This window comes from Actinoplanes xinjiangensis, assembly GCF_003148685.1.
Lineage (GTDB): Bacteria > Actinomycetota > Actinomycetes > Mycobacteriales > Micromonosporaceae > Actinoplanes > Actinoplanes xinjiangensis.
In genome coordinates this window covers 562797-586181 of the sequence record NZ_QGGR01000004.1, presented here as the reverse complement: position 1 = coordinate 586181, position 23385 = coordinate 562797, and the positions used below count along the sequence as shown (strand labels likewise).

Below are 23385 nucleotides of genomic sequence, written 5' to 3'. Positions count from 1 at the left end.
ATCCAGACCCGCTTGCCACTCCGCGAGCACCGCCCCACCCAACATGACCAGTTCAACGAGCGACCGCTGCTCAAGTCGCAACACCGGGTTGCAGTACTAGCCGAACTCGACGAGCGGCCCATCTAGCTGAACGCGCCGAGCCGAACTCGCCGAGCTAACCCACCGAACTGGCCTCATCGAGCTGCGGTTGCCCAGCTAAGCCCGACGAACTGCACTCGTCGAGCCGAACCGGACGAGCTGAACTCGCCGAGCCGAGCCGAGCCGAACCGACCGGATGAGCCGACCCCGTCGGCGGACGGCGGCCCGGCTTCCGGTTGCGCGGGGCAGTTAGCGCACCATCAGTGAGAACAGAGCCCGACGTCGATGAATCCTCATCGGTAGCGGGCGCGCTGTCCCATGTCGTCGAAGCCGAGCCGCCGGTAGAGGCCGGCCGCTGACGGATTGTTCACGTTGACCGTGAGCCACGCCTCCGAGGCACCGGCAGCAGCCATCCGCCGCAGCGACTCCCGGATCAGCGCGCCGCCGAGGCCGGTACCCCGGACAGCCGGCACCACGCCGACCTGCACGATCCAGCCGTCGGCCGCCGTGACGAACCCGACATCCCCGTGCCCGGGCAGAGTCACCATGATCGACCACTCCGGGCGGAAGTCCTCGTCCTCGGTGTTCTCCTCGATCCATTCCTCGGCGGTCGGATCAGGAAAGCCCGGCCGATCCCGGAACGAAGCGACATAAACCGCATAGAAACGCACAGCGGTGGCGGCGGACCATTCGACCACCGCGGCCCCGTCCGGCCAGCCGGCCTCGAAGCGGTCCCCCGCCGCCAGCTTGATCCGCATCACGTCCTCACCGAAGACCTGGGTCAGTCCTCGCCCGGCGAAGAGTTCCGCAGCACCTGCCGTAAACCCTTCGCACTCCACAGTCACCGGCGCAGCCACTTCAGTACCGACGGCAGCCGGCGCAGTCACTTCAGAAGCGGCAATAGAAGGCGCCGTCACTTCAGGACCCGCAGCAGAGGGCTCCAACGCATCAGAATCCGCAACAGACAGCGGAACAGAATCACCCTCAAGGCCAGCGTCGGCGGCACCGACAACGCCGGCAGGATCAGCGACACCAGAGGCATCCGCCGCACGGCCGGACGAACGAAGATCCACGACGGCGTCCGCAGGATCGGCGACACCAGCGGCGTCCGCCGCAAGGCCGGCCGAACGGAGATCTACGGCCGCGCCCGCAGAATCGGCGACACCAGCGGCATCCACCGCAAGGCCGGCCGAACGGAGATCCGCGGCGGCGGCCAGGGCAGCGTCGAGCAGACTCGAACCCCAGCCCCGGCCCCGGAACGCCGGATCCACCAGCCCGGTGACCATGGGGCCTCCCGGGGACGGGCGGACGGCGGCCGCCCCGATCAGCGCGCCGCCGTCTCTGACCGCGAAGGTCACCGTGCCGGGTGCGAACCAGCGCCCGCGCAGGAACCACGGTTCGGTCACCAGGGGCATGCCGCCGTCGGCCGCCCGGCATCGCCGCACGAGATCCAGCAACTCGTCCTCGGGCAGGGCATCCGCCACCCGCTGCACTCCGGCCGTCATGGCGGCCAGGTTAGTGACGCGGCGGCCGCCGGACGACCGGTTATTTCACGCCCGCCATGTCCATGCCGCGCAACTCCTTCTTCAGCTCGTGGATCTCGTCGCGGATCCGGGCGGCCAGCTCGAACTGAAGCTCCCGGGCCGCGCCGAGCATCTGATCGTTGAGGTCCTGAATGAGCTGGGCCAACTCGGCCCGGGCCATCCCGGCACGGGCCGGTGTGGCGGCCGCCCGGCCCTTGGAGCGGGACTCCGGGACGGACGCCTTGCCGCGGGACATCTGCCGGCCGGAGCCGCCGACGACCTCGTCGGTGTCCTCGGCCTCCTTGTAGATGTCGTCGAGGATGTCGTGGATCTTCTTGCGCAGTGCCTGCGGCTTGATGCCGTTGGCCTCGTTGTGGGCGATCTGCTTGGCCCGGCGGCGATCGGTCTCGTCGATGGCGCCCCGCATCGACGGCGTGATCTTGTCCGCATACATGTGGACCTCGCCGGAGACGTTTCGCGCGGCCCGGCCGATGGTCTGGATGAGCGACCGGCCGCTGCGCAGGAAGCCCTCCTTGTCGGCGTCGAGGATCGCCACGAGCGACACCTCGGGCAGGTCGAGGCCCTCACGGAGCAGGTTGATGCCGACGAGGACGTCGTAGTCGCCCTTGCGCAGCTCCTTCAGCAGCTCGACCCGGCGCAGCGTGTCGACCTCGGAGTGCAGGTAGCGCACCCGGATGCCGTTCTCCAGGAGGTAGTCGGTGAGGTCCTCGGCCATCTTCTTGGTGAGCGTGGTGACCAGGACGCGCTCGTCCTTCTCGGTGCGCAGCTGGATCTCGTGCATCAGGTCGTCGATCTGGCCCTTGGTGGGTTTGACCACGACCTGCGGGTCGACCAGGCCGGTGGGGCGGATGACCTGCTCGACGAACTCGCCCTGGGCCCGCTCCATCTCCCAGTTGCCCGGGGTGGCGGAGAGGAACACCATCTGGCCGACACGCTCGAGGAACTCGTCGAAGCGCAGCGGCCGGTTGTCGGCGGCGCTGGGCAGCCGGAACCCGTGCTCGATCAGGATCCGTTTCCGCGACGCGTCGCCCTCATACATGCCGCCGATCTGCGGAATGGTGACGTGTGACTCGTCGATGACGGTGACGAAGTCGTCCGGGAAGTAGTCGAGCAGGGTGAACGCCGGCTCGCCGGGCTGCCGCCCGTCCATGTGCATCGAGTAATTCTCGATGCCGTTGCAGAAGCCGACCTGCCGCATCATCTCGAGGTCGTAGGTGGTGCGCATCCGGAGCCGCTGGGCCTCCAGCAGCTTGCCCTGCCGCTCGAACTCGGCGAGCCGGACCTCCAGCTCGGCCTCGATGTCGCGGACGGCCCGCTCCATCCGCTCCGGACCGGCCCCGTAGTGGGTGGCCGGGAAGATGATCAGCTCGTCGACCTCGCGGATCACGTCGCCGGTGAGCGGGTGCAGATAGTAGAGCTTCTCCACCTCGTCGCCGAACAGCTCGATCCGGATGGCCAGTTCCTCGTAGGCCGGGATGATCTCCAGGGTGTCGCCCCGGACCCGGAACGTGCCGCGCTGGAAGGCCATGTCGTTACGGGTGTACTGGATGTCGACCAGCCGGCGCAGCAGCTTGTCGCGATTGACGTCCTCACCGACCTTGACCCGGACGGCCATGTCGACATATTCCTCGGGCGTACCGAGACCGTAGATCGCGCTGACCGTGGCGACCACGATGGTGTCGCGACGGGTCAGCAGAGACCTCGTGGCCGAGTGCCGGAGCCGCTCCACCTCCTCGTTGACCGAGGAGTCCTTCTCGATGTAGGTGTCGGTCTGGGCGATATACGCCTCTGGCTGGTAGTAGTCGTAGTAACTGACGAAATACTCGACGGCGTTGTTGGGCAGGAGCTCACGGAACTCCTTGGCCAGCTGGGCGCAGAGCGTCTTGTTGGGGGCGAGCACCAGCGCCGGCCGTTGCAGCCGCTCGATGAGCCACGCCGTGGTGGCGCTCTTGCCGGTGCCGGTGGCGCCGAGCAGGACGGTGTGCCGATCGCCGCCGCGGACCCGCCGCTCGAGCTCGTTGATCGCGGCGGGCTGGTCACCCGCGGGCTGGTAGTCGCTGACGACCTCGAACCGGCCGTCGAGTCGTGGGATGTCGAGCGCCATGCCCACCACCGTACGTCGGGGGTATGACAAGTTTCCGCGGCGGCGTGCTCAGGACGCACATTCGGCCCATGGCCACGGCATTGTCCCCACCTTGCGGGCCGACCTACGCTGGTTCGGTAGGCCGCCCGCGGCGGCCGCCGGCGGCCCGGGTCCCCACACGGCCCAGCCGCCGCACCATGGTTGGCTGCGCCCCGGACGCCCTGGCGAGCGCACCCGTGGTGGGTCACCCGACCCGGCCGCCGCGAGGACTTCCCCCGCGCGGGAACCCGTCAGGAGGGCTGCCAGCCCGTCGAGGACGCCCAGTCGTCGGCCGCCCGCGCCAGGTCCGCGTGCTCCGCCCCCTCCGGCACGGCCCGCAGGTAGTCACGCATCAGCAGCGCGAACCGCCAGCCCGGCGAACCCACCACACGCAGGTGCAGATCGACGCGGTACCCCGGATCGGCGTAGCCGTGCACCCGCTTCGGCCAGGTCCCGCCGGCACCGGCGGGACCACCGCCGGCCCGCTCCGACCACTCCCCCGGCCGCACCGGGAAGCCCAGCTCACCGAGCCGGCCGGCGAGTCCGTCGGCCTCGGCCAGGGTACGCACGCCGATCATCAGGTCGATGAGGTCCCGGGCCGGCCGGCCGGGCACCGCGGTCGGCCCGACGTGCTGGACGTCATGGCCGTCGCCGAGCCCGTGCCGGAGCCGGGCGATCAGCCGGGCCGCCGCAAACGGCCACTCCGGGTCGGCCGCGACGATGCGCGCCTCGGGACTTCTCGGTGCGGACCGCCCACACCGGATATTGCGCTCGAACTCCACGATCCGGTCACGCCACAAGGCGTCCACCCGGGCGTGCAGGCTCTCCAGATCGTCCTCGTTCGTCAGGACCACGTCGGCGGCGGCCCGGCGGCTCGCATCGTCGGTCTGCGCGTCGATCCGCGCGGCGGCCTCCGCCGGGGACAAACCACGCAGGCGGGTGAGACGCTCCACCCGCACCTCACGGTCGGCCATCACCACGATCACCAGGTGGTACGACGAAGCCAGCCCCGTCTCCACCAGGAGCGGAACGTCGTTGACCACGATCGAGTCGGGCGCTGCCGAGCGGGTCAGGGCGGCGGTCCTCTCCCGTACCCGAGGGTGAATGATCTTCTCGAGGCGCCGCCGCGCCGCCTCGTCGCCGAACACCCGGGCCCCGAGGGCGGGCCGGTCGAGCGCGCCCTCCGGAGTGAGCACGCCGGTCCCGAACACCTCGACGATCTCGGCGAGGCCGTCGGTGCCGGGCTCGACCACTTCGCGGGCCAGCAGATCGGCGTCGATGATCACCGCCCCGCGCTCGGCGAGCCGCCGGGCGACCGCGCTCTTACCGGCACCGATACCACCCGTGAGCCCGACTCTCAGCATGGCATCAGTATCGCCAGAACCGGGCGGACGGCCGCGCCCGGGAGGCGGCGGTGTGCAGAGAAGGCGAAAGGCCGCCCCGACCGGAGTCGGGACGGCCTTTCGGTGGTAATACCTACCGGCTGAATCAGCCCTTGCCGCCGGCAAGCTTCTCGCGCAGAGCCGCGAGAGCCTCGTCGGTGGCCAGGGTGCCGGCCGGCTCCTCGGAGGAGCGCGCCGGGGCCGACGAGCTCGAGGAGGACGACGAGGTCGACGACGAGGTGGTCACGCCGCCGGCCGGAGCCGGGTTGAGCGCGGCCTCGGCGTCGGCGTCGCGGGACGCCTGCACCTGCTTGGTGTGGGCCTCCCAGCGCTCGCGGGCGTCGGCGTACTGCTTCTCCCACGTCTCGCGCTGCTTGTCGAAGCCCTCGAGCCACTCGCCCGTCTCCGGGTCGAAGCCCTCCGGGTAGATGTAGTTGCCCTCGGCGTCGTACGTCGCGGCCATGCCGTAGAGGGTCGGGTCGAAGTGCTCCTCGCCCTCGACGAAGTTCTCGTTGGCCTGCTTGAGCGACAGCGAGATCCGGCGACGCTCGAGGTCGATGTCGATGACCTTGACGAGGACGTCCGAACCCACCTGGACGACCTGCTCGGGCAGCTCGACGTGACGCTCGGCCAGCTCGGAGATGTGCACCAGGCCCTCGATGCCGTCGTCGACGCGGACGAACGCGCCGAACGGAACGAGCTTGGTGACCTTGCCCGGCACGATCTGGTTGATCGCGTGGGTCCGGGCGAACTGGCGCCACGGGTCTTCCTGGGTCGCCTTCAGCGACAGCGAGACGCGCTCGCGGTCCAGGTCGACGTCGAGCACCTCGACCTCGACCTCCTGGCCGACCTCGACGACCTCGGACGGGTGGTCGATGTGCTTCCAGGAGAGCTCGGAGACGTGCACGAGGCCGTCCACGCCACCCAGGTCCACGAAGGCGCCGAAGTTGACGATGGAGGACACGACGCCCTTGCGGACCTGGCCCTTCTGCAGCTTGTTGAGGAACTCGGTGCGAACCTCGGACTGCGTCTGCTCCAGCCAGGCGCGGCGGGACAGAACCACGTTGTTCCGGTTCTTGTCCAGCTCGATGATCTTCGCCTCGAGCTCCCGGCCGACATACGGCTGGAGGTCGCGGACGCGCCGCATCTCGACAAGGGAGGCCGGGAGGAAGCCGCGGAGACCGATGTCGAGGATGAGGCCACCCTTGACGACCTCGATGACGGAACCGCGGACGACGCCGTCGTCTTCCTTGATCTTCTCGATGGTTCCCCAGGCCCGCTCGTACTGAGCGCGCTTCTTCGAGAGGATCAGACGACCTTCCTTGTCCTCCTTCGTGAGGACGAGGGCTTCGATGTGGTCACCGACCGACACCACTTCCGCGGGGTCCACGTCATGCTTGATCGACAACTCGCGCGAGGGGATGACACCCTCGGTCTTGTAGCCGATGTCGAGCAGGACCTCGTCCCGATCGACCTTGACGACGGTGCCTTCGACAATGTCGCCGTCGTTGAAGTACTTGATGGTCTCGTCGATGGCCGCGAGGAATGCTTCCTCGGATCCGAGATCGTCGACGGTGACCTTGTTGGCGCTCGAGGTGGCCTCGATGCTGCTCGTCATGTGGACAGTTGCTCCGAACGGAATGGATTCGTGGTGTCTCCCGCGCTCCACGGAACTGCCGTCGGTAGCGGCACGAGCAACGAGACGACCAACCCGAGAGCAGTCACATCAACGCAGTCGATCATGCCGAGACCGACGACCACGGAACCTGCTCCCTGCCGAGGCACACGATCCGCGAGCGCATCGACTAGCTTACCGTGCGCATTACCACAGGTTGCAAGCCCTCCTGAGGACCGCGGCACATTGTCGGCCGAGAACCCGTCAGCATGCACCTTATGAGCCGAATCGGGACGGTCGCCACGCCTGCCGTACGGTTGCCGGGTGACTTCGTCCCACTCCTTCGAGACGCCCGCCGGCAGTGTGACCGAGACCGAGGCGCGCCGCGCCAACCGCTCCTGGTGGGATCTCGACGCCGACGACTACCAGGACGAACACGGCACGTTCCTGGGTGACGTCGACTTCGTCTGGTGCCCGGAACGACTGCGGGAGGCCGACGCGCGGCTGCTCGGGTCCGTACCGGGAAAAAAGATTCTGGAATTGGGCGCCGGCGCCGCGGCGGCCAGCCGGTGGCTGCGCCGCGAGGGCGCCCATCCGGTCGCCATGGACCTGTCGGCGGGCATGCTGCGGCATGCGCGGGAGGCCGCAGAGCGCAGTGGGGTACGGGTTCCGCTCGTCCAGGCCGACGCGATGGCCCTCCCGTTCGCCGACGGCGCGTTCGACATCGTCTGCACGGCGTTCGGTGCCATCCCGTTCGTGGCCGACTCGGGCGCGGCCATGCGCGAGGTCGCCCGGATCCTGCGGCCCGGCGGCAGTTGGGTGTTCTCGGTCACGCACCCGATGCGGTGGGTCTTCCTCGACGAGCCGGACGAGAGCGGCCTCCTCGCCCGGAACTCGTATTTCGACCGCACCCCCTACGTCGAACGTGACGAGGACGGCACCGTCAGCTACCTCGAACAGCACCGCACCCTCGGCGATCGCATCCGCGAACTGGTGGCGGCCGGTTTCGTCCTGCGCGACCTGGTCGAACCGGAGTGGCCGGACGATCACGACCAGATCTGGGGCCAGTGGAGCCCGCTGCGCGGCCGCCTCTTCCCGGGCACCGCGATCTTCGTCTGCGACCTGCCCGAACTCTGACGGCCACCGTTTCCGGGGCGACCGGCCGGGTATCCGCCAGTCATGACCAAAGCGAAGAAAAGCCTGAAAAAGGGCGACAAGGTGAGCTGGCGCAGCCATGGGGAGACCGTCCGTGGCACGGTCGAACAGAAGATCACCGAGCGGACCGAGAGCGCCGGACGGACCGTCGCCGCGTCGGCCGAGGAGCCGCAGTACAAGGTGCGCAGCGACAGGACCGGACGCGAGGCGGTGCACAAGCCCGGGGCGCTGCACCATGGCTGACGTGCACGAGGAGTTCCGGGAGGCGGTCAACATGACCGCCTCCGAACTGCGTGGGTGGCTGGACACCGACGAGTCCCGGGAAGTCGGCCAGAAGCGGTCGGAGGGCGCCGAATCGGTCGGCCACGATTCGGGCCGCAAGATCGTCCAGATTCTCGGCAAGAAGAAGGCCGACCTCACCGACGCCGACGAGCAGCACATGCGCAAGGTCGTCGGATACGTGCACCGGCACACGGCCCAGCGCCCGGACGGCGACGTGACCGACAGCCGCTGGCGCTACTCATTGATGAACTGGGGCCACGACCCACTCAAGTGAGACATGCCCACGACCGTGAGCATGGCCACGACCGTGAGCATGCCCACGACCGTGAGCATGGCCACCAGCACCCGCGAGATCACAGCCCACCAAGGCCGAGCCCGCTAGATCACACCGGAGGGCCGAATAGAAGCCGGGCCCGCGCGATCGCAGCGGATCGGGCCTGGCGCGGATCCGTCAGCGGGGCCCGGGCCCGGTCAACGGGTGAGGCGGCCGGCGTCGAGGACGCCGGCCAAGCGGGTCAGCTCTCCGGGGACGGCGCGGTAATAGACCCAGGTGCCACGCCGGGCTCCCTGAACGAGGCCGGCCTCGCGCAGGATGCGCAGGTGGTGCGAGATGGTGGGCCCGGTGAGCGGGAACGCCTCACTGAGGTCGCACACGCAGATCTCGCCGTCGGCGGCGGAGACGATCATCGACAGCAGCCGCAGGCGGACCGGATCGCCGAGGGCCTTGAAGGTTCCCGCGAGATCGCCCGCCTGGTCGGAGTCGAGCGGCCCGTGCCCGATGGCGACGGGGTCGGACCCGGACGCCGCCGCGGGACGCGGTCCGTGGACGTGGGCGGTCGGGGGCCCGGAGCGGAGTCCGGGCGCGAGGGCTACGGCGGACTGCCCGGGGACGCCCCCGGATGGCGCGTCGGCCGCGGTCCCGGGACGCACCTCAATCGACGTCGATCGGCTCGGCATCGGCCCAGGGTGGCAGAAGAGCGCAACCAGCGGCGCGAATGCCACCCGGACGGGTACGCCGAGCCGTCCCACCGTCACCCGACCGGGCATCCGAGCCGTCTCCCCAGCGACCCGGGAAAGGCAGGAGCCGGGACCTGAACGGCCGGACCCGGAGGGTCGGGGCCGGAAGGGGCCACGGACGGGGCCGGAAATGGAAGGGCCACGACCCGGAGAACCTAGCCCGAAGAGGCCAGGACCGGAGGTCAGTGGCTTCGGCCCCCGCTGAGGACGACAGAGACCCGGCGCAGTGCCGTCAGTCGCTTCGACCCCCGGGAACAACCGGCTGGCCACCACCGCTGTCTCAACGCCCCAGAGACAACGGCCAGGACCAGCCGAGAACAACCGGCTGGCTGTCACCGCTGCCTCAACGCCCCTGACACAACGGCCAGGACCAGCCGAGAACAACCGGCTGGCTGTCACCGCTGCCTCAACACCCCAGAGACAACGGCCAGGACCAGCCGAGAACAACCGGCTGGCTGTCACCGCTGCCTCAACACCCCAGAGACAACGGCCAGGACCAGCCGAGAACAACCGGCTGGCTGTCACCGCTGCCTCAGCCGAGCTGAGACAGCGGTGAGGACCAGCCACCCGGGGGTGGCGGTGTGGGAAGTTCCGCACGCCGCCGAGGACGACAGAGGCCCGACGGGGTGGGGCAGTGGCTTCGGCCCCTGCCGGGGACGGCAGGGGCCCGGGGTGGGGCGGTCAGTGGTCGGCGCCGTTCCAGTCGCGGCCCACGCCGATGGAGACCTCCAACGGCACCGACAGCGGGTAGGCGCCGCCCATCTCGCGGCGGACCAGTTCCTCGAGAGGTTCGCGCTCGTCGGGGGCGACCTCGAAGACCAGCTCGTCGTGGACCTGCAGGAGCATGCGGGAGGTCAGGCCGGCGTCCTTGAGGGCCTCGTCGACCCGCAGCATGGCGATCTTGATGATGTCGGCGGCGGAACCCTGGATCGGCGCGTTCAGGGCCATCCGCTCGGCCATCTCGCGGCGCTGACGGTTGTCGCTGCTCAGGTCGGGCAGGTAACGCCGCCGGCCGAGGATGGTGGCGGTGTAGCCGTCCTTGCCGGCCCGCTGCACGACGGCCTGGAGGTAGTCGCGGACCCCGCCGAAGCGCTCGAAATACTCCGTCATCAGCGTGCGCGCCTCCTCGGTGGAGATGCTCAGCTGGTTGGAGAGACCGAAGGCGCTCAACCCGTACGCCAGGCCGTAGTTCATCGCCTTGATCTTGCGGCGCTGGTCGGGGGTGACCTCGCCGAGGCCGACGTGGAAGACCGACGACGCGGTGGCCGCGTGGAAGTCGGCGCCCGAGTTGAAGGCGGCGATCAGCGCGTCGTCACCGGACAGGTGCGCCATGATCCGCATCTCGATCTGGCTGTAGTCGGCGGTCATCAGCCGGTCGAAGCCGGGGCCGACCACGAAGGCGCGGCGGATGCGGCGACCCTCCTCGGTGCGGATCGGGATGTTCTGGAGGTTGGGGTCGGTCGACGAGAGCCGGCCGGTGGCGGCGACCGTCTGGTTGAACGTGGTGTGGATGCGGTCGTCGTCGGAGACCGACTTGAGGAGGCCGTCGACGGTCGACTTGAGCTTGGCGACGTCACGGTGGCGCAACAGGTGGGCCAGCAGCGGATCGGCGGTCTGCTCGAACAGGTTGGTCAGCGCGTCGGCGTCGGTCGTGTAGCCGGACTTGATCTTCTTCGTCTTCGGCAGGTTGCGCTCGACGAAGAGGATCTCCTGGAGCTGCTTGGGTGAGCCGAGGTTGAACTCCCGGCCGACCACCTCGTGCGCGGCCAGCTGGGCGGACTTGACCTCGGCGGCGAAGTGCGACTCCAGCTCGGAGAGGTAGTCGGTGTCGGCGGCGATCCCGCGCTGCTCCATCTCGGCGAGGACCACCGACAGCGGCTGCTCCACGTCGGCGAGCAGCTGCACCGACTCACCGCCGTCGCGGGACAGCTCGGCGATGAGGACCTCGGCCAGGTCGAGGGTGGCCCGGGCGCGCAGCATCACGCCCTTCTCGGCCGTGTCGTCCGGCGCCTCGTCGCCCTCGAACGTGAAGGCCAGCTGGGTCTCCTGCTCCTGCTCCTCGACCTTCAGCTCGCGTTTGAGGTAGCGCAGGGCCAGGTCGTTCAGGTCGTAGGCCCGCTGGTCGGGCTTGGCCAGGTAGGCGGCGAGGGCGGTGTCGGTGGTGACACCGGCGAGCTGCCAGCCGTGCGCGTGGAAGGCGAGCAGCGCTGGTTTCGCGTCGTGGATCACCTTGGGGCGGGACGGCTCGGCCAGCCACGCCGCCACGGCACGCTCGTCGTCCTCGTCGAGGCCGGCCGGGTCGAACCAGGCGGCCGGCCCGCCGGCGGTGGCCACGCCGATGCCGGTGAGACGGCCGGTGCCGCGCCCGAACGAGCCGGTGACGGCGACGCCGACCGCGTCGGTGCCGGCGTGCTCACGCAGCCAGGCGGCGACGCCACCGGAGCGCAGGACCTGCCCGGCGAGGTCGAACCCGGCCTCGGCCTCCGGCTCGACGGCTTCGAGGTACGAGTAGAGCCGCTCCCGCAGGATCCGGAACTCCAGGGCGTCGAAGACCTGGTGCACGGCCTCCCGGTCCCAGCCCTGCCAGCGCACGTCCTGGGGGGCCAGCGGCAGCTCCAGGTCGCAGATCAGGGCGTTGAGGTCGTAGTTGCGGATCACGTCGGCAAGATGGGCACGCAGGCTGTCGCCGACCTTGCCCTTGATCTTGTCGACGTTGGCGATGATGCCGTCGAGGTCGCCGTACTCCTTGATCCACTTGGCGGCGGTCTTGTCGCCCACACCCGGCACACCGGTCAGGTTGTCACTGGCCTCGCCGACCAGCGCGGCCTTCGCCCGGTACAGCTCGGGCCGTACGAAATACTTGGCCTCGATCGCGTCCGGGGTCATCCGCCAGACCTCGGAGACGCCGCGCACCGGGTAGATGATCGTGGTGTGCTCGCCGGCCAGCTGGAAGGCGTCCCGGTCGCCGGTGGAGATCAGCACCTCCATGCCGGCGGCCCGGGCCCGGGTCGCCAGGGTGGCGATGACGTCGTCGGCCTCGTAGCCGGGTTTCTCCAGCACCGGGATGCGCAGCGCCTCCAGCACCTCCTTGATCAGGCTGACCTGACCCTGGAAGGGCTGCGGGGTCTCCGACCGGCCGGCCTTGTACTCCGCATACTTGTCCGTGCGGAAGGAATGGCGGGAGACGTCGAACGCGACCGCGATGTGGGTGGGCTTCTCGTCGCGCAGCATGTTGATGAGCATCGACGTGAAGCCGAACACGGCGTTGGTGGGCTGGCCGGTGGCGGTGCTGAAGTTCTCCACCGGCAGCGCGAAATAGGCCCGGTAGGCCAGCGAGTGGCCGTCGAGCAGCAGCAGGCGGGGGGTCTCGGCTTCGTCGCTCACATCCCGGCACTCTAGTCGCCGGGTCCGACATTCTCCGGTACGCCGTCCGGGCCGCAGGTTCACCCGCTCATACGTCAGACCGCTAGCGGAAAGTTACGGATAGGCAACTGTCCTGTTGCAACCGGAGCTTTGAGCTAGCCGCGGGGTCCGCAGCTCATTAGGTTGCCACCATCAGCGTCATGGCAGTGGGAGCCACCCATGCACCCACCGCGCTGGGACAAAGGAGATTTGATGATCCGCCGCAACTTCGCATGGCGCGGTGTCGCCGTGCTGGGTGCCGCTTGCCTTGCTCTGGGCGCGTGCTCCAACGACGGTGACAAGCCTGAGACCGGCTCGTCCTCGGCCCCCGCGGCCGCGGGTGGTGACGGCGTGTTCAAGGTCGGCACCCTGCTGCCGCAGACCGGTTCGCTCGCGTTCCTCGGCCCGCCGGAGTTCGCCGGTGTGGACCTCGCCGTCAAGGAGATCAACGCCGCCGGCGGCGTCCTGGGCAAGGACGTCGTGGTCAGCGACACCGACTCCGGCGACACCTCCACCGACATCGCCAGCCAGTCCGTGAACAAGCTGCTCGCCGAGAAGGCGGACGTCATCATCGGCGCCGCGTCCTCCTCGGTGTCCCTCTCCGTGATCGACAAGATCACCGGCGCGGGCGTGGTGCAGATCTCGCCGGCGAACACGTCCGACAAGTTCACCACGTACAACGACAAGGGCCTCTACTTCCGGACCGCCCCGCCGGACACGCTGCAGGGCCGCGTCCTCGGTGACCTGGTGGTCGCCGACGGCAACGCGACCGTGGGCCTCCTGGTCCTCCAGGACGCGTACGGCACGGGTCTGGCCAAGAGCGTCCGCAGCGCGGTCGAGAGCGGCGGCGGCCAGATCGTCGCCGAGGAGATCTACGACCCGAAGGCGGCCGACTTCTCGGCTGAGATCGGCAAGATCAAGCAGGCCAACCCGCAGGCGATCGTCCTGATCGGCTTCGACGAGACCAAGAAGATCGTTCCCAAGCTGGTCGAGGTCGGCCTGACCGCGAAGACCAAGAAGTGGTACTTCGTCGACGGCAACCTGTCGAACTACGGCAAGGAGTTCCCGAACGGGACCTTCGAGGGCGCCAAGGGCACCCTGCCGGGCGCCAAGACCTCCGAGGACTTCCAGAAGAAGCTGCTCGAGGTCGACCCGGCCCTGAAGGACTACTCCTACTCGGCCGAGTCGTACGACGCCACCATGCTGGCCGCGCTGGCCGCTGAGGCCGCCAAGAGCGACGCTCCGGGCGACTACTCCAAGCAGCTCTCCGCGGTGAGCAAGGGCGGCGAGAAGTGCACCAGCTTCCAGGCCTGCAAGGACGCCATCGCTGCCGGCAAGGACATCGACTACGACGGCGTGAGCGGTCCGGTCGAGTGGAACGACGCCGGTGACCCGGCCGAGGCCACCATCGGCATCTACCAGTACGGCGCCGACAACACCTACAAGAACGTCTCGTACCAGACCGGCAAGATCTGATCTCAGCCACTGGTGACAGCGAGGGCCCGGCCATCTGGCCGGGCCCTCGCCCTTTTGCGCCCTGCCTCGGCGGCATCGCCCGGCCCGACGGAAAGGCCGCCTGAGGGCCGGGGAGACATGCGGTGTGGGTACGAGTGAGGCGTGCCGGCTGGTGCGGGTCAGCCGCACGATCCCCGGACGGCGACGGGCGTGGACGCAAGAACGCTCGGCCGGGATGCCCCAGCCGAGCGCTATGCCAAGGCCCCGGCCGTCATCCTGGAAGACAGGCGACCGCCGGGGCCTTTCACATCGGTACGGGAGATCAGGCCTTGGCCAGCGTCCCGAGGTAGAGCTCGATCACCTTCGGGTCGTGCATCAGGTCCCGGCCGGACGCGGTGTACGCGTTACGCCCCTGGTCCAGCACGTAGCCCCGGTCACAGATCTGCAGGCACCGACGCGCGTTCTGCTCCACCATGATCACGGTGACGCCGGTGTCGTTGATCTGCTTGGTCCGGAAGAACACCTCGTCCTGCATGGCCGGCGAGAGACCCGCCGACGGCTCGTCGAGGAGGAGGACACTGGGCTCCATCATCAGGGCCCGCCCCATCGCGACCATCTGGCGCTCACCGCCGGACAGCGCCCCGGCCCGCTGCTTGCGCCGGGTGCCGAGGGTGGGGAACAGGTCGACCACGAAGTCGAAGCGCTCCTTGAAGCGCTTCGGCCGCAGGAACGTACCCATCTCGAGGTTTTCCTCGATGGTGAGGGTGCCGAACACGTTGTTGGTCTGCGGGACGAACCCGATCCCCTTGGCCACGAGCTTGTTGGCCTTGAGGTTGGTGATGTTCTCGCCCCGGAGCGTGACCGCGCCGGACCGGATCGTCACCAGACCGAAGAGGGACTTGAGCAGGGTCGACTTACCGGCGCCGTTGGGGCCGATGATGCCGACCAGCTCGCCTTCCTTGGCGTACAGATCGCAGTTGTTGAGGATGTTGACGCCCGGAAGGTAACCGGCGATCAGATCGTCGGCGCGGACCAGTGCACCCTCGGCTCCGGCCACGTGGGCGGAACGGTCCTGGATCTCGTTGCTGGAGCTGCTACTCATGAGACTTACCTCCCTCGACCTCGGCGGCAACCTCGTCCGGGTCGTGCGCGGTGCCGTCGTGGTGGGCGCCCAGGTAGGCGTCGATGACCCGCGGGTCGGCCATCACCGTGTCGGGGGTGCCCTCGGCGATCACCTCGCCCTGGCCCATCACGATCACCCAGTCGCTGATGTCACGGACCATGTCCATGTCGTGCTCGACGAAGAGAACGGTCATGCCGTCCTCCCGCAGGCTCTTCACGTGGCCGAGCAGCGACTGCGTCAGCGCCGGGTTCACGCCGGCCATCGGCTCGTCGAGCATCACCATGTCGGGCTGGACCATCAGGGCCCGCGCCATCTCGAGGAGCTTGCGCTGACCGCCGGAGAGGCTGCCGGCGAAGTCCTCGCGCTTGGCGTCGAGCTTGAACCGGGCGAGCAACTCGTCGGCCCGTGCCGTGATCTCCTGCTCCTGGGCCTTCCACAGCGCCGGGACGAGCCCCTGCCAGAAGGACTCGCCCTTCTGACCGGTGGCACCGAGCCGCATGTTGTCGATGACCGACAGGCGGGACAGCGCCTTGGTGAGCTGGAAGGTACGGACCATGCCTTTGCGGGCCACCTTGTGGGGGGCGACGCCACCGAGCGGACTGCCGTTGAAGGTCCAGTCGCCCTCGTTCGGCTTGTCGAAACCGGTCAGCAGGTTGAAGAACGTCGTCTTGCCGGCCCCGTTCGGGCCGATCAGGGCGGTGATCGCGCCACGCTGGATCTCGATGTGGCCGACGTTCACCGCGGTGAGGCCGCCGAAGCGCCGCACCACCTTGTCGGCGACCAGGATCGCGTCGGGCTTCTTGGCGCCGGGCTGGTGCGGGACGTCCTTGAGCGCGGCACGCGCCCGCGCCACACCGGGCGGGACGTTGGCGTCAGCGGCCATCGAGCATGACCTCCTTCTTGTCGCCGAAGATGCCCTGCGGGCGGAAGATCAGCAAGAGGACCAGTCCGAGGCCCACGAAGATGTAGCCGACGGCACCGGCCTGCGTGGTGGTCATCAGCCAGGTCGGGATGTAACCCGCGGTGATGGCGGCCGGCAGGACGGCGTTGATGAACGCCAGCAGGAACCAGAAGATCATCGACCCGACGACCGGGCCGAAGACGCGGGCCGCACCGCCGAGGATCACGATCGTGTACATGTAGAACGTGAACTCGGTGCCGAACGTGTCCGGCTGCACCGCGGCCTTGCTCAGCGCGATGATGTAACCGCCGAGCGAGCCGAGGACACCGCCGAGGATGAGCGACTGCATCTTGTAGGAGACGACGTTCTTGCCGAGGCTGCGGACGGCGTCCTCGTCCTCACGGATGGCCTTGATGACCCGGCCCCAGGGGCTGCGCATCGCCAGGAACACGATGAGCACCGAGATCGCGACGAGCACCCAGCCGACCGTCATCACCCACAGCTCGCGGGCGTCGAAACTGATCACCGTGCCGATCTCGAGCGCCGAGCCGTACGGGTTCATCGCGTAGAAGTCGTCCGAGAAGGCCTGGAGGCCGTCGGAGCCGCCGGTCCACTCGCTGAGCGAGACCGACCGGAAGAACAGTCGCACGATCTCGGCCGCCGCGATCGTCACGATCGCGAGGTAGTCGGCGCGCAGACGCAGTGTCGGGATACCGAGCAGCAGCGCCAGGATGACCGCGCCGAGCAGGCCGACGCCGATACCCACCCAGAAGGGCAGGCCGAACGTGGCGACGGTCATCGCCAGGCCGTAGGCGGCGACGCCGAGGAAGGCCGACTGACCGAAGTTCAGCAGACCTGTGTAACCGAAGTGCACGTTGAGACCGATGGCCGCCAATGCGTAGGCGATCATCGTGGCGTTGATCAGCGACTCCAGAGAGACGCCGATGATGATGTCCCAGCCCATTTGATCCCCCTCAGCCGATCCGCTCGCGGCGGCCCAGGATGCCCTGGGGCCGGACCAGGATGATCACGATCAGCACCGCGAGGGCGCCGACGTTCTTGAGCTCGGTCGGGATCCACAGCGTCGACAGCTGGGTGGCCAGACCGACCACGAGGCTGCCCAGCAGGGCTCCGAACGCGGTGCCGAGGCCACCGAGGGTGACGGCGGCGAACACCAGCAGCAGGATCTGGAAGCCCATCTGGTAGTTGACGCCCTGGAAGAGGCCGAGCATCACGCCGCTGAGCGCGGCGAGAGCACCACCGATGGTCCAGACCAGGCGGATGATCGAGTCGACGCTGATGCCGGAGGCCGCGGCCAGGGCGGGGTTGGTCGACACCGCCCGGGTCGCCTTGCCGAGCCGGGTCATCACCAGCGCGAGCGAGACGGCGATCAGGACGACGATCGCGATGCCGTCCATGATCAGGTTCTTCGGGGCGATCGAGAGCAGTCCCAGGTCCATGCCGGGCTGGGCCACATACTGGGCGTACTGCCTGGTGTCGCCACCGAAGAAGTAGAGGTAGACGTACCGCAGGATCAGGGCCACACCGATCGAGATGATCATCATGCCGATCAGGCCGGTCCGGCGGTTGCGCAGCCAGCCCCAGAACAGGCGGTCCTGGAAGTAGCCGAAGGCGCCACCGAGTACCACGGCGGCGACCGCCGCGATCTCCAGCGGCAGCTCAGCGGTGACGTTGAGCAGGAAACAGCCCACCGCCCCGAAGGTGATGAGCTCGCCGTGCGCGAAGTTCGTCAGGCCCATGGTGCCGAAGATCAGCGAGAGGCCCAGGGCCGCCAGCGCGATGATCAGACCGAAATGGATGCCGGTGTAGATGAGATCCAGCACCCGGGCGAGCTGAGAGTTCCCGTCGTCCTCCGGTGCCGGTGCGCCCGATCCGCCGGCCGCGTCCGCGCCGAGCGGGAACAGCACGGCCCGTGCCGCGCCCTCGAACACCGTCAACGTCAGACTCGATCGACCCGTGGTGACTACCACGCCCTGCGGCAGCGTCGCGGTGTCCAGATCGACCTTGTAGGTGCCCGCGGCCTTCAGCGGAACCACCCACTTGCCGTCCGGACCGGACTTCGCCTCACCGGCCGATGTGCCGCCCTCGTCCGACACCTTGATCACCACGTTCGCCACTGGCTGGCCCGCATTGATCAACGTGCCCTGCAACGCCTCACCCTCGGCTAAGGCGCTCGTGGCGCCCAAACCCAGGGAAGTGAACAGGAAACCGAGAACGGCCGTGAAGATGATCACGGCTCTACGCAACGATGCTCCTTGTGTTTAGCAGCAGAAATCCCCGCCAGATGTATCGCGGAAGGACTGGCGGATCATAGCCTGCCAAGCAGCTGAGCAGCCGGTCGTAACAAAGCCGTTACGGAGCCTCAACCTTTCGTCAAGAGCCAATAGAAAACCGGTGGCACGTGATCCGCACCACCGGCTCCTATGAGGCATACCAACCGGTCTAACCGGCCGCCGCACCGCCCGCGGACTCCAGGATGATGCGGTCCGCGACCTCACGCATGGTCATCCGGTTGTCCATGGCGGCACGCTGGATCCACTTGAAGGCCTGCGGCTCGGTCATCGAGTACTTCGTCATCAGCTCGCCCTTGGCGCGCTCCACCGACTTGCGCGTCTCGAGACGCTCGGTGAGGCCCGCGACCTCGGACTCCAGCACGGAGATCTCCGAGTAGCGGGAGAGGGCGATCTCGATCGCCGGCACCAGGTCGGACTTCTGGAAGGGCTTCACCAGATAGGCCATCGCACCCGCCGCACGGGCACGCTCGACCAGGTCACGCTGGCTGAACGCGGTGAGGATGACGACCGGCGCGATCCGGCCGCCGGCGATCCGCTCCGCCGCCGCCAGCCCATCCATGATCGGCATCTTGATGTCCAGGATCACCAGGTCGGGCTTGAGGTCCTCGGCCAGCCGGACGGCGGTCTCGCCGTCACCGGCCTCACCGACGACGTCATAGCCTTCCTCCACGAGCATCTCGGCCAGGTCCAGCCGGATCAGGGCCTCGTCCTCGGCGATGAGCACCCGCTTGCGCTCCGCACCACCCTGCGTGTCGGCCACGGAAACCCCTACCCCCAGAACGTCGATGTCGCGACACCCCGGTATGTGGGTGTCGCCGCCCTAAGCCTAGTAGGTAGGCTGTCGGAGTCTCATCCTGGCGTGACCAACTCACGCCGGGCTGAGGCATACGCACGCCGTGTCGAGGCATACAATCTTTGCCGAGGCAGACAGGCTTGAGGCAGAGAGCTTTCAGCCTTGAGGCAGACAGCCCTTCGTGCGGCGCCGCCCCTGTATTCCAACCGGCAGAGAAGATGGTCTCAAACACCATACAGTGTGGGTTCGAATCCCACCGGGGGCACACATTTCACCAGGTGGTCGTGGACCACGTTCACCCCCTCTGACGTTCGCCTACATAGCACGGTGACGTCCCGGGCGCTATTGATCCTCCGGTCTGGAAAATCATTTCCCCGGGGTCCGGTCACTGCAATTACCGGACAATCAATCACACACCGATGACCGTTGCGTTACGGGCCGAAAAGGCGACGGTAAAGCAGGCAATCTGCGCGAACCCCGGGCCCAGGGCTGTCCCGGATGCTGTCATGGCAGGGACAGCATCATCTGGAGGCCTCATGTTGTGGTCCGGTTCTTCGCCCTCGACCGTCAAGCGCGGCAACATGTGGGGCCTCCTGATGTTCACCGGGGCGGCCTGGCTGGCGATCTCCTGGTCGGTGCTGCGCCTGGAACCCCTGGACATCGCCGCGGTGGCCGGGCCGATCGTGCTGTTCGGTGCGGTCGGCGAGATGCTGCGGGCGATCGCCGGAACCCGGACGTGGTGGCTGAACGCCTGCCTCACCGTGCTCTTCGCGGTCACCGCCGGCCTGCTGATCTGGGACAACCAGGACTCCACCTACACCACGCCGGCGGCGCTGATCGGGTGGTACCTGATGGTCCGCGGGGCCGTCGACGTCGCGGTGGGGATCATGACCCGGGGCGCCGACCGCACCTGGAGCCTGCTCGTCACGGTCGGGGTGCTCCAGACCGGGCTCGGGTTCTACTCGTCGAGTTCGTTCGCACGGACCGGGCCGATGGTGATCGTGGTCCTCGGCGCGCTGGGCACGCTGCGTGCGGTCGCCGACCTGGTGACCGCGCTGCGACTGCGGGAGGTCGCCGGGCCGCGTAAGGACGTGCTGGAGCTCCCGCCGGAACGGGCCGCCGGGGTGAGCGGGTACACCGCCGGGCTCACCGACTTCGAGGGGGCGCCGTCCCGCTCCCGGGCGCGGCACCGGGCCCGCCCGTCCGCGACGGCGGCCACCGCGACGGCGACCGGCTCCGAGAGCTTTCACGACCAGGTGGTTCGAACCACCGCCGACCTCGACGCGATGCTCGCCCAGGCCGGGATCACCGGGCCGCGGGCCGGCGCGATGGTCGAGTCGCCCACGGACATGCCCGCGGTCCCGGACACTCCGGAGGGCGTGGAGAGCGGGGCCGAGCGGCCGGCCGGTAAGGCCGGGCCCGCCCGTCCCGGCGGATAGAGACGGCCTGGCGGGCCGGGCTCAGGAGAAGGACGACCAGGCAGGCCGGACTCACGAGAGAGACGGCCAGGCAGGCCGGATTCAAGAGAGACGAGCAGGCAGGTTCGGCCGGTGGCGGCGGCCGGACGGCGGAGAGGTGACTCGGGCGCCGGGCCGGCCCGAGCACGCGGAGATGCGGACGGCCCGGAGAAAGCCTGTTCCCCGGTCCCGCCGGTGGTGGATCTGATGTCGGCCCGTCGCCAGGCCGAGGTCCCCACCGGCGGGGTCACCGACCGGCCGGAACGCCTCAGCCGCCGATGCGGCGGAGCAGACCCTCCTGGACGGCGCTCGCGATGTGCCGGCCGTTTCTGGTGAACATGCGGCCGCTGGCCAGACCGCGGGACCCGCTCGCGGAGGGGCTGGCGCTGTCGTAGAGGAACCACTCGTCGGCACGGAACGGCCGGTGGAACCAGAGAGCGTGGTCGAGGCTGGCGCCGATGACGCCGCCCGGCCCCCAGACCTCACCGTGGGTGGAGAGCACCGCGTCGAGCAGCGACATGTCGGACGCATACGTCAGCGCGCAGGCGTGGATCAGCGGATTGTCGGGCAGCCGCCCGTCCAGCCGCATCCACACCCGTTGCAGCGGCTCAGCGTCACGGTCGCCGGGCGGCACCCAGCCGGGCACGCCCACGTAGCGGACGTCGACCGAGCGGGGCGAGGCCTTGAACATGGCCATCCGGTCCGGATACTTCTCCGCCCAGTGCATGATCGTCGGCACGTCCTCCGGCCCGGGGACGTCGGTCGGCGCGGGGGTGTGATGGTCCAGCCCCTCCTCGGGGACCTGGAACGACGCCGACATGAAGAAGATCGTCTTGCCGTGCTGCCTGGCCGTCGACCGGCGGACCGAGAACGACCGCCCGTCCCGGATCAGCTCGACGTGGAACGTGATCGGCACGGTCGGGTCGCCCGGGCGCACGAAATACCCGTGCAGCGAGTGCACGTGCCGGGACGGATCGACCGTGCGGCCGGCGGCGACCAGCGCCTGCCCGGCGACCTGGCCGCCGAACACCCGCTGGGCACCGGTCTGCGGGCTCTCGCCCTCGAAGGTGGCCGCGTCGACCTGCTTGAGATCGAGAAGCTCGAGCAGCTGGTCGACGGCGGCCTGTCCCTGCAGCAAGGTCACCCCGCCACCTTACGGCCGGTGGCGGGGCGGGTTGCCGGTCGCGTGCAGGACGTCACACCGTCGCCGGGTCGACGAGCGAACCCAGCTGGTGCACGCGGAGGGTGTTGGTGGAGCCGGGCGCGTTCGGCGGGGAGCCGGCCACGACGACCACGTAGTCGCCGGGCTTGGCCAGGCCGAGACCCAGCATCTTCGCGTCGACCTGCCGGAACATGTCGTCGGTGTGCTCGACGAAGTCGGTCAGGAAGGTCTCCACACCCCAGCTCAGGGCGAGGGTGTTGCGAACCTCGGAGACCGGGGTGAACGCGTAGAGCGGCAGGTCGCAGTGCAGCCGGGCGAGACGCTTGACGGTGTCACCGGTCTGCGAGAACGCCACCAGCGCCTTGGCGCCGATGTTGCGGGCGATCTGCGAGGCGGCGACGGTCAGCGCGCCACCGTGGGTGCGCGGGTCGTGCTGCAGGCGCGGAACGCCCATGCCGCCGGACTCGGTGGTCGTGACGATCTTGGCCATCGTGCTGACGGTGAGGACCGGGTACTTACCGACCGAGGTCTCGCCGGAGAGCATCACCGCGTCGGTGCCGTCGAGCACCGCGTTGGCCACGTCGGAGGCCTCGGCACGGGTCGGCCGCGAGTTCTCGATCATCGAGTCGAGCATCTGGGTCGCGACGATGACCGGCTTCGCATTCTCCCGGCACAGCTGCACGGCACGCTTCTGCACCAGCGGGACCTGGTCGAGCGGCAGCTCGACACCGAGGTCACCGCGGGCGACCATGACGCCGTCGAAGGCCAGCACGATCGCCTCGAGGTGCTCGACCGCCTCCGGCTTCTCCACCTTGGCGATGACCGGGACCCGGCGGCCCTCCTCGTCCATGATCTTGTGGACGAGGTTGATGTCCTCGGGGGCGCGGACGAACGAGAGCGCGACCAGGTCGACGCCGAGCTTCAGCGCGAACCGCAGGTCCTCCTCGTCCTTGTCACTGAGCGCCGGGACGCTGACCGCGACGTTGGGCAGCGAGACGCCCTTGTTGTTGCTGACCGGGCCACCCTCGGTGACCAGGCAGTGGATGTCCTCGCCGTCGACCTCGGTCACCTCGATCGCGACCTTGCCGTCGTCGATCAGGAGGCGGTCACCGACCTTGACCTCGTGCGGAAGTTTCTTGTACGTGCAGGAGACGCGCTCCTTGGTGCCGAGGATCTCGTCGCTGGTGATGACGACGCGGTCGCCGGTCTCCCAGCGGTGCGGGCCGTCGGCGAATTTGCCGAGGCGGATCTTCGGACCCTGGAGGTCGGCCAGGATGGCGACCGGGCGGTCGGCCTGCTCGGCGGCCGCGCGGACCAGCTCGTACATCTCCCGGTGGTTCTCCCGGGTGTCGTGGCTGAAGTTCATCCGGGCCACGTTCATGCCCGCTTCCACCAGCCCGAGCATGCGCTCGGGTGACTTGGTGGCGGGGCCCATCGTGCAGACGATTTTTACGCGGCGTGTCACGGCCATCAGGCTAGTCCTTCTCCTGGGGCGGCGCGGCGGCCGACCCCGGTCATCGGCATGAACTGCGGGTGTCGACGGCGAGGTCAACCCGCGCGGTTAGGCGGGGTGCGCTGCGTC

Annotated in this window: 18 protein-coding genes and 1 tRNA gene; 6 read left to right on the top strand and 13 right to left on the bottom strand. The window is 68.8% G+C overall.

The window, feature by feature from the left end; translation table 11 throughout:
* Positions 1–371: 371 nt before the first annotated feature.
* The 4 genes from BC793_RS12360 to rpsA all read right to left on the bottom strand — a co-directional run bounded on the left by BC793_RS12360 (position 372) and on the right by rpsA (position 6744).
* Positions 372–1583: a GNAT family N-acetyltransferase gene (locus tag BC793_RS12360; RefSeq protein WP_109592381.1), complete on the bottom strand. Its 1212-nt coding sequence runs from the start codon at positions 1581–1583 to the stop codon at positions 372–374.
* Between the two features lie 40 nt (positions 1584–1623).
* On the bottom strand, positions 1624–3726 hold the full coding sequence (gene uvrB / locus BC793_RS12355) for an excinuclease ABC subunit UvrB (protein WP_109592379.1): 2103 nt from the start codon (positions 3724–3726) through the stop codon (positions 1624–1626).
* A gap of 269 nt (positions 3727–3995) precedes the next feature.
* Positions 3996–5108 (bottom strand): dephospho-CoA kinase, encoded by a 1113-nt coding sequence (gene coaE, locus BC793_RS12350; protein WP_109592377.1) that lies wholly within the window; start codon positions 5106–5108, stop codon positions 3996–3998.
* A gap of 124 nt (positions 5109–5232) precedes the next feature.
* Positions 5233–6744, bottom strand: a complete 1512-nt coding sequence (gene rpsA / locus BC793_RS12345; RefSeq protein WP_109592375.1) for a 30S ribosomal protein S1 — start codon at positions 6742–6744, stop codon at positions 5233–5235.
* Positions 6745–7065: 321 nt separating this feature from the next.
* Here rpsA and BC793_RS12340 point away from each other — a divergent pair, with 321 nt between their 5' ends.
* The 3 genes from BC793_RS12340 to BC793_RS12330 are packed head-to-tail and all read left to right on the top strand — an operon-like array spanning position 7066 to position 8452.
* Positions 7066–7878, top strand: a complete 813-nt coding sequence (locus tag BC793_RS12340; protein ID WP_109592373.1) for a class I SAM-dependent methyltransferase — start codon at positions 7066–7068, stop codon at positions 7876–7878.
* 42 nt (positions 7879–7920) lie between these two features.
* On the top strand, positions 7921–8139 hold the full coding sequence (locus tag BC793_RS12335) for a hypervirulence associated TUDOR domain-containing protein (protein WP_109592371.1): 219 nt from the start codon (positions 7921–7923) through the stop codon (positions 8137–8139).
* A complete protein-coding gene (locus tag BC793_RS12330; RefSeq protein ID WP_109592369.1) occupies positions 8132–8452 on the top strand; it encodes a DUF3140 domain-containing protein in 321 nt (106 codons plus the stop codon). Before BC793_RS12335 ends, BC793_RS12330 begins: the two co-directional genes overlap by 8 nt.
* A 197-nt stretch (positions 8453–8649) precedes the next feature.
* Here BC793_RS12330 and BC793_RS51230 read toward each other — a convergent pair whose 3' ends face one another.
* Complete coding sequence (locus BC793_RS51230; protein WP_239169890.1) at positions 8650–8958, bottom strand: ArsR/SmtB family transcription factor; 309 nt, start codon at positions 8956–8958, stop codon at positions 8650–8652.
* A 918-nt stretch (positions 8959–9876) separates the two neighbouring features.
* The gene (polA, locus tag BC793_RS12320) at positions 9877–12579 is read right to left on the bottom strand and encodes a DNA polymerase I (protein WP_109592365.1); all 2703 of its coding nucleotides are present in this window, start codon (positions 12577–12579) and stop codon (positions 9877–9879) included.
* Between the two features lie 231 nt (positions 12580–12810).
* Here polA and BC793_RS12315 point away from each other — a divergent pair, with 231 nt between their 5' ends.
* On the top strand, positions 12811–14073 hold the full coding sequence (locus tag BC793_RS12315; protein WP_109592363.1) for an ABC transporter substrate-binding protein: 1263 nt from the start codon (positions 12811–12813) through the stop codon (positions 14071–14073).
* Positions 14074–14374: 301 nt separating this feature from the next.
* Here the strand turns inward: BC793_RS12315 and BC793_RS12310 are convergent, their stop codons facing one another.
* From BC793_RS12310 to BC793_RS12290, 5 genes are all read right to left on the bottom strand, one after another.
* Positions 14375–15154, bottom strand: coding sequence for an ABC transporter ATP-binding protein (locus BC793_RS12310; protein WP_109592361.1), 780 nt, complete (start codon positions 15152–15154; stop codon positions 14375–14377).
* The gene (locus BC793_RS12305; RefSeq protein WP_109592359.1) at positions 15147–16058 is read right to left on the bottom strand and encodes an ABC transporter ATP-binding protein; all 912 of its coding nucleotides are present in this window, start codon (positions 16056–16058) and stop codon (positions 15147–15149) included. Before BC793_RS12305 ends, BC793_RS12310 begins: the two co-directional genes overlap by 8 nt.
* Positions 16048–17040, bottom strand: a complete 993-nt coding sequence (locus BC793_RS12300; RefSeq protein ID WP_109592357.1) for a branched-chain amino acid ABC transporter permease — start codon at positions 17038–17040, stop codon at positions 16048–16050. Before BC793_RS12300 ends, BC793_RS12305 begins: the two co-directional genes overlap by 11 nt.
* Positions 17041–17050: 10 nt before the next feature.
* Positions 17051–18343 (bottom strand): branched-chain amino acid ABC transporter permease, encoded by a 1293-nt coding sequence (locus BC793_RS12295; protein WP_239169885.1) that lies wholly within the window; start codon positions 18341–18343, stop codon positions 17051–17053.
* Between the two features lie 196 nt (positions 18344–18539).
* Entirely contained in the window at positions 18540–19151 is a 612-nt protein-coding gene (locus BC793_RS12290; protein ID WP_109592353.1) for an ANTAR domain-containing response regulator, read from the bottom strand.
* Between the two features lie 224 nt (positions 19152–19375).
* Here BC793_RS12290 and BC793_RS12285 point away from each other — a divergent pair.
* A tRNA-Leu gene (locus tag BC793_RS12285) sits at positions 19376–19449 on the top strand.
* Positions 19450–19720: 271 nt separating this feature from the next.
* Positions 19721–20623, top strand: coding sequence for a hypothetical protein (locus BC793_RS12280; RefSeq protein ID WP_239169884.1), 903 nt, complete (start codon positions 19721–19723; stop codon positions 20621–20623).
* Between the two features lie 286 nt (positions 20624–20909).
* On the opposite strand, the gene BC793_RS12275 is transcribed toward BC793_RS12280, so the two are convergent.
* Positions 20910–21779, bottom strand: coding sequence for an acyl-CoA thioesterase (locus BC793_RS12275; protein WP_203896121.1), 870 nt, complete (start codon positions 21777–21779; stop codon positions 20910–20912).
* A gap of 58 nt (positions 21780–21837) precedes the next feature.
* Positions 21838–23274 (bottom strand): pyruvate kinase, encoded by a 1437-nt coding sequence (gene pyk / locus BC793_RS12270; RefSeq protein WP_109592347.1) that lies wholly within the window; start codon positions 23272–23274, stop codon positions 21838–21840.
* Between the last annotated feature and the right edge of the window lie 111 nt (positions 23275–23385).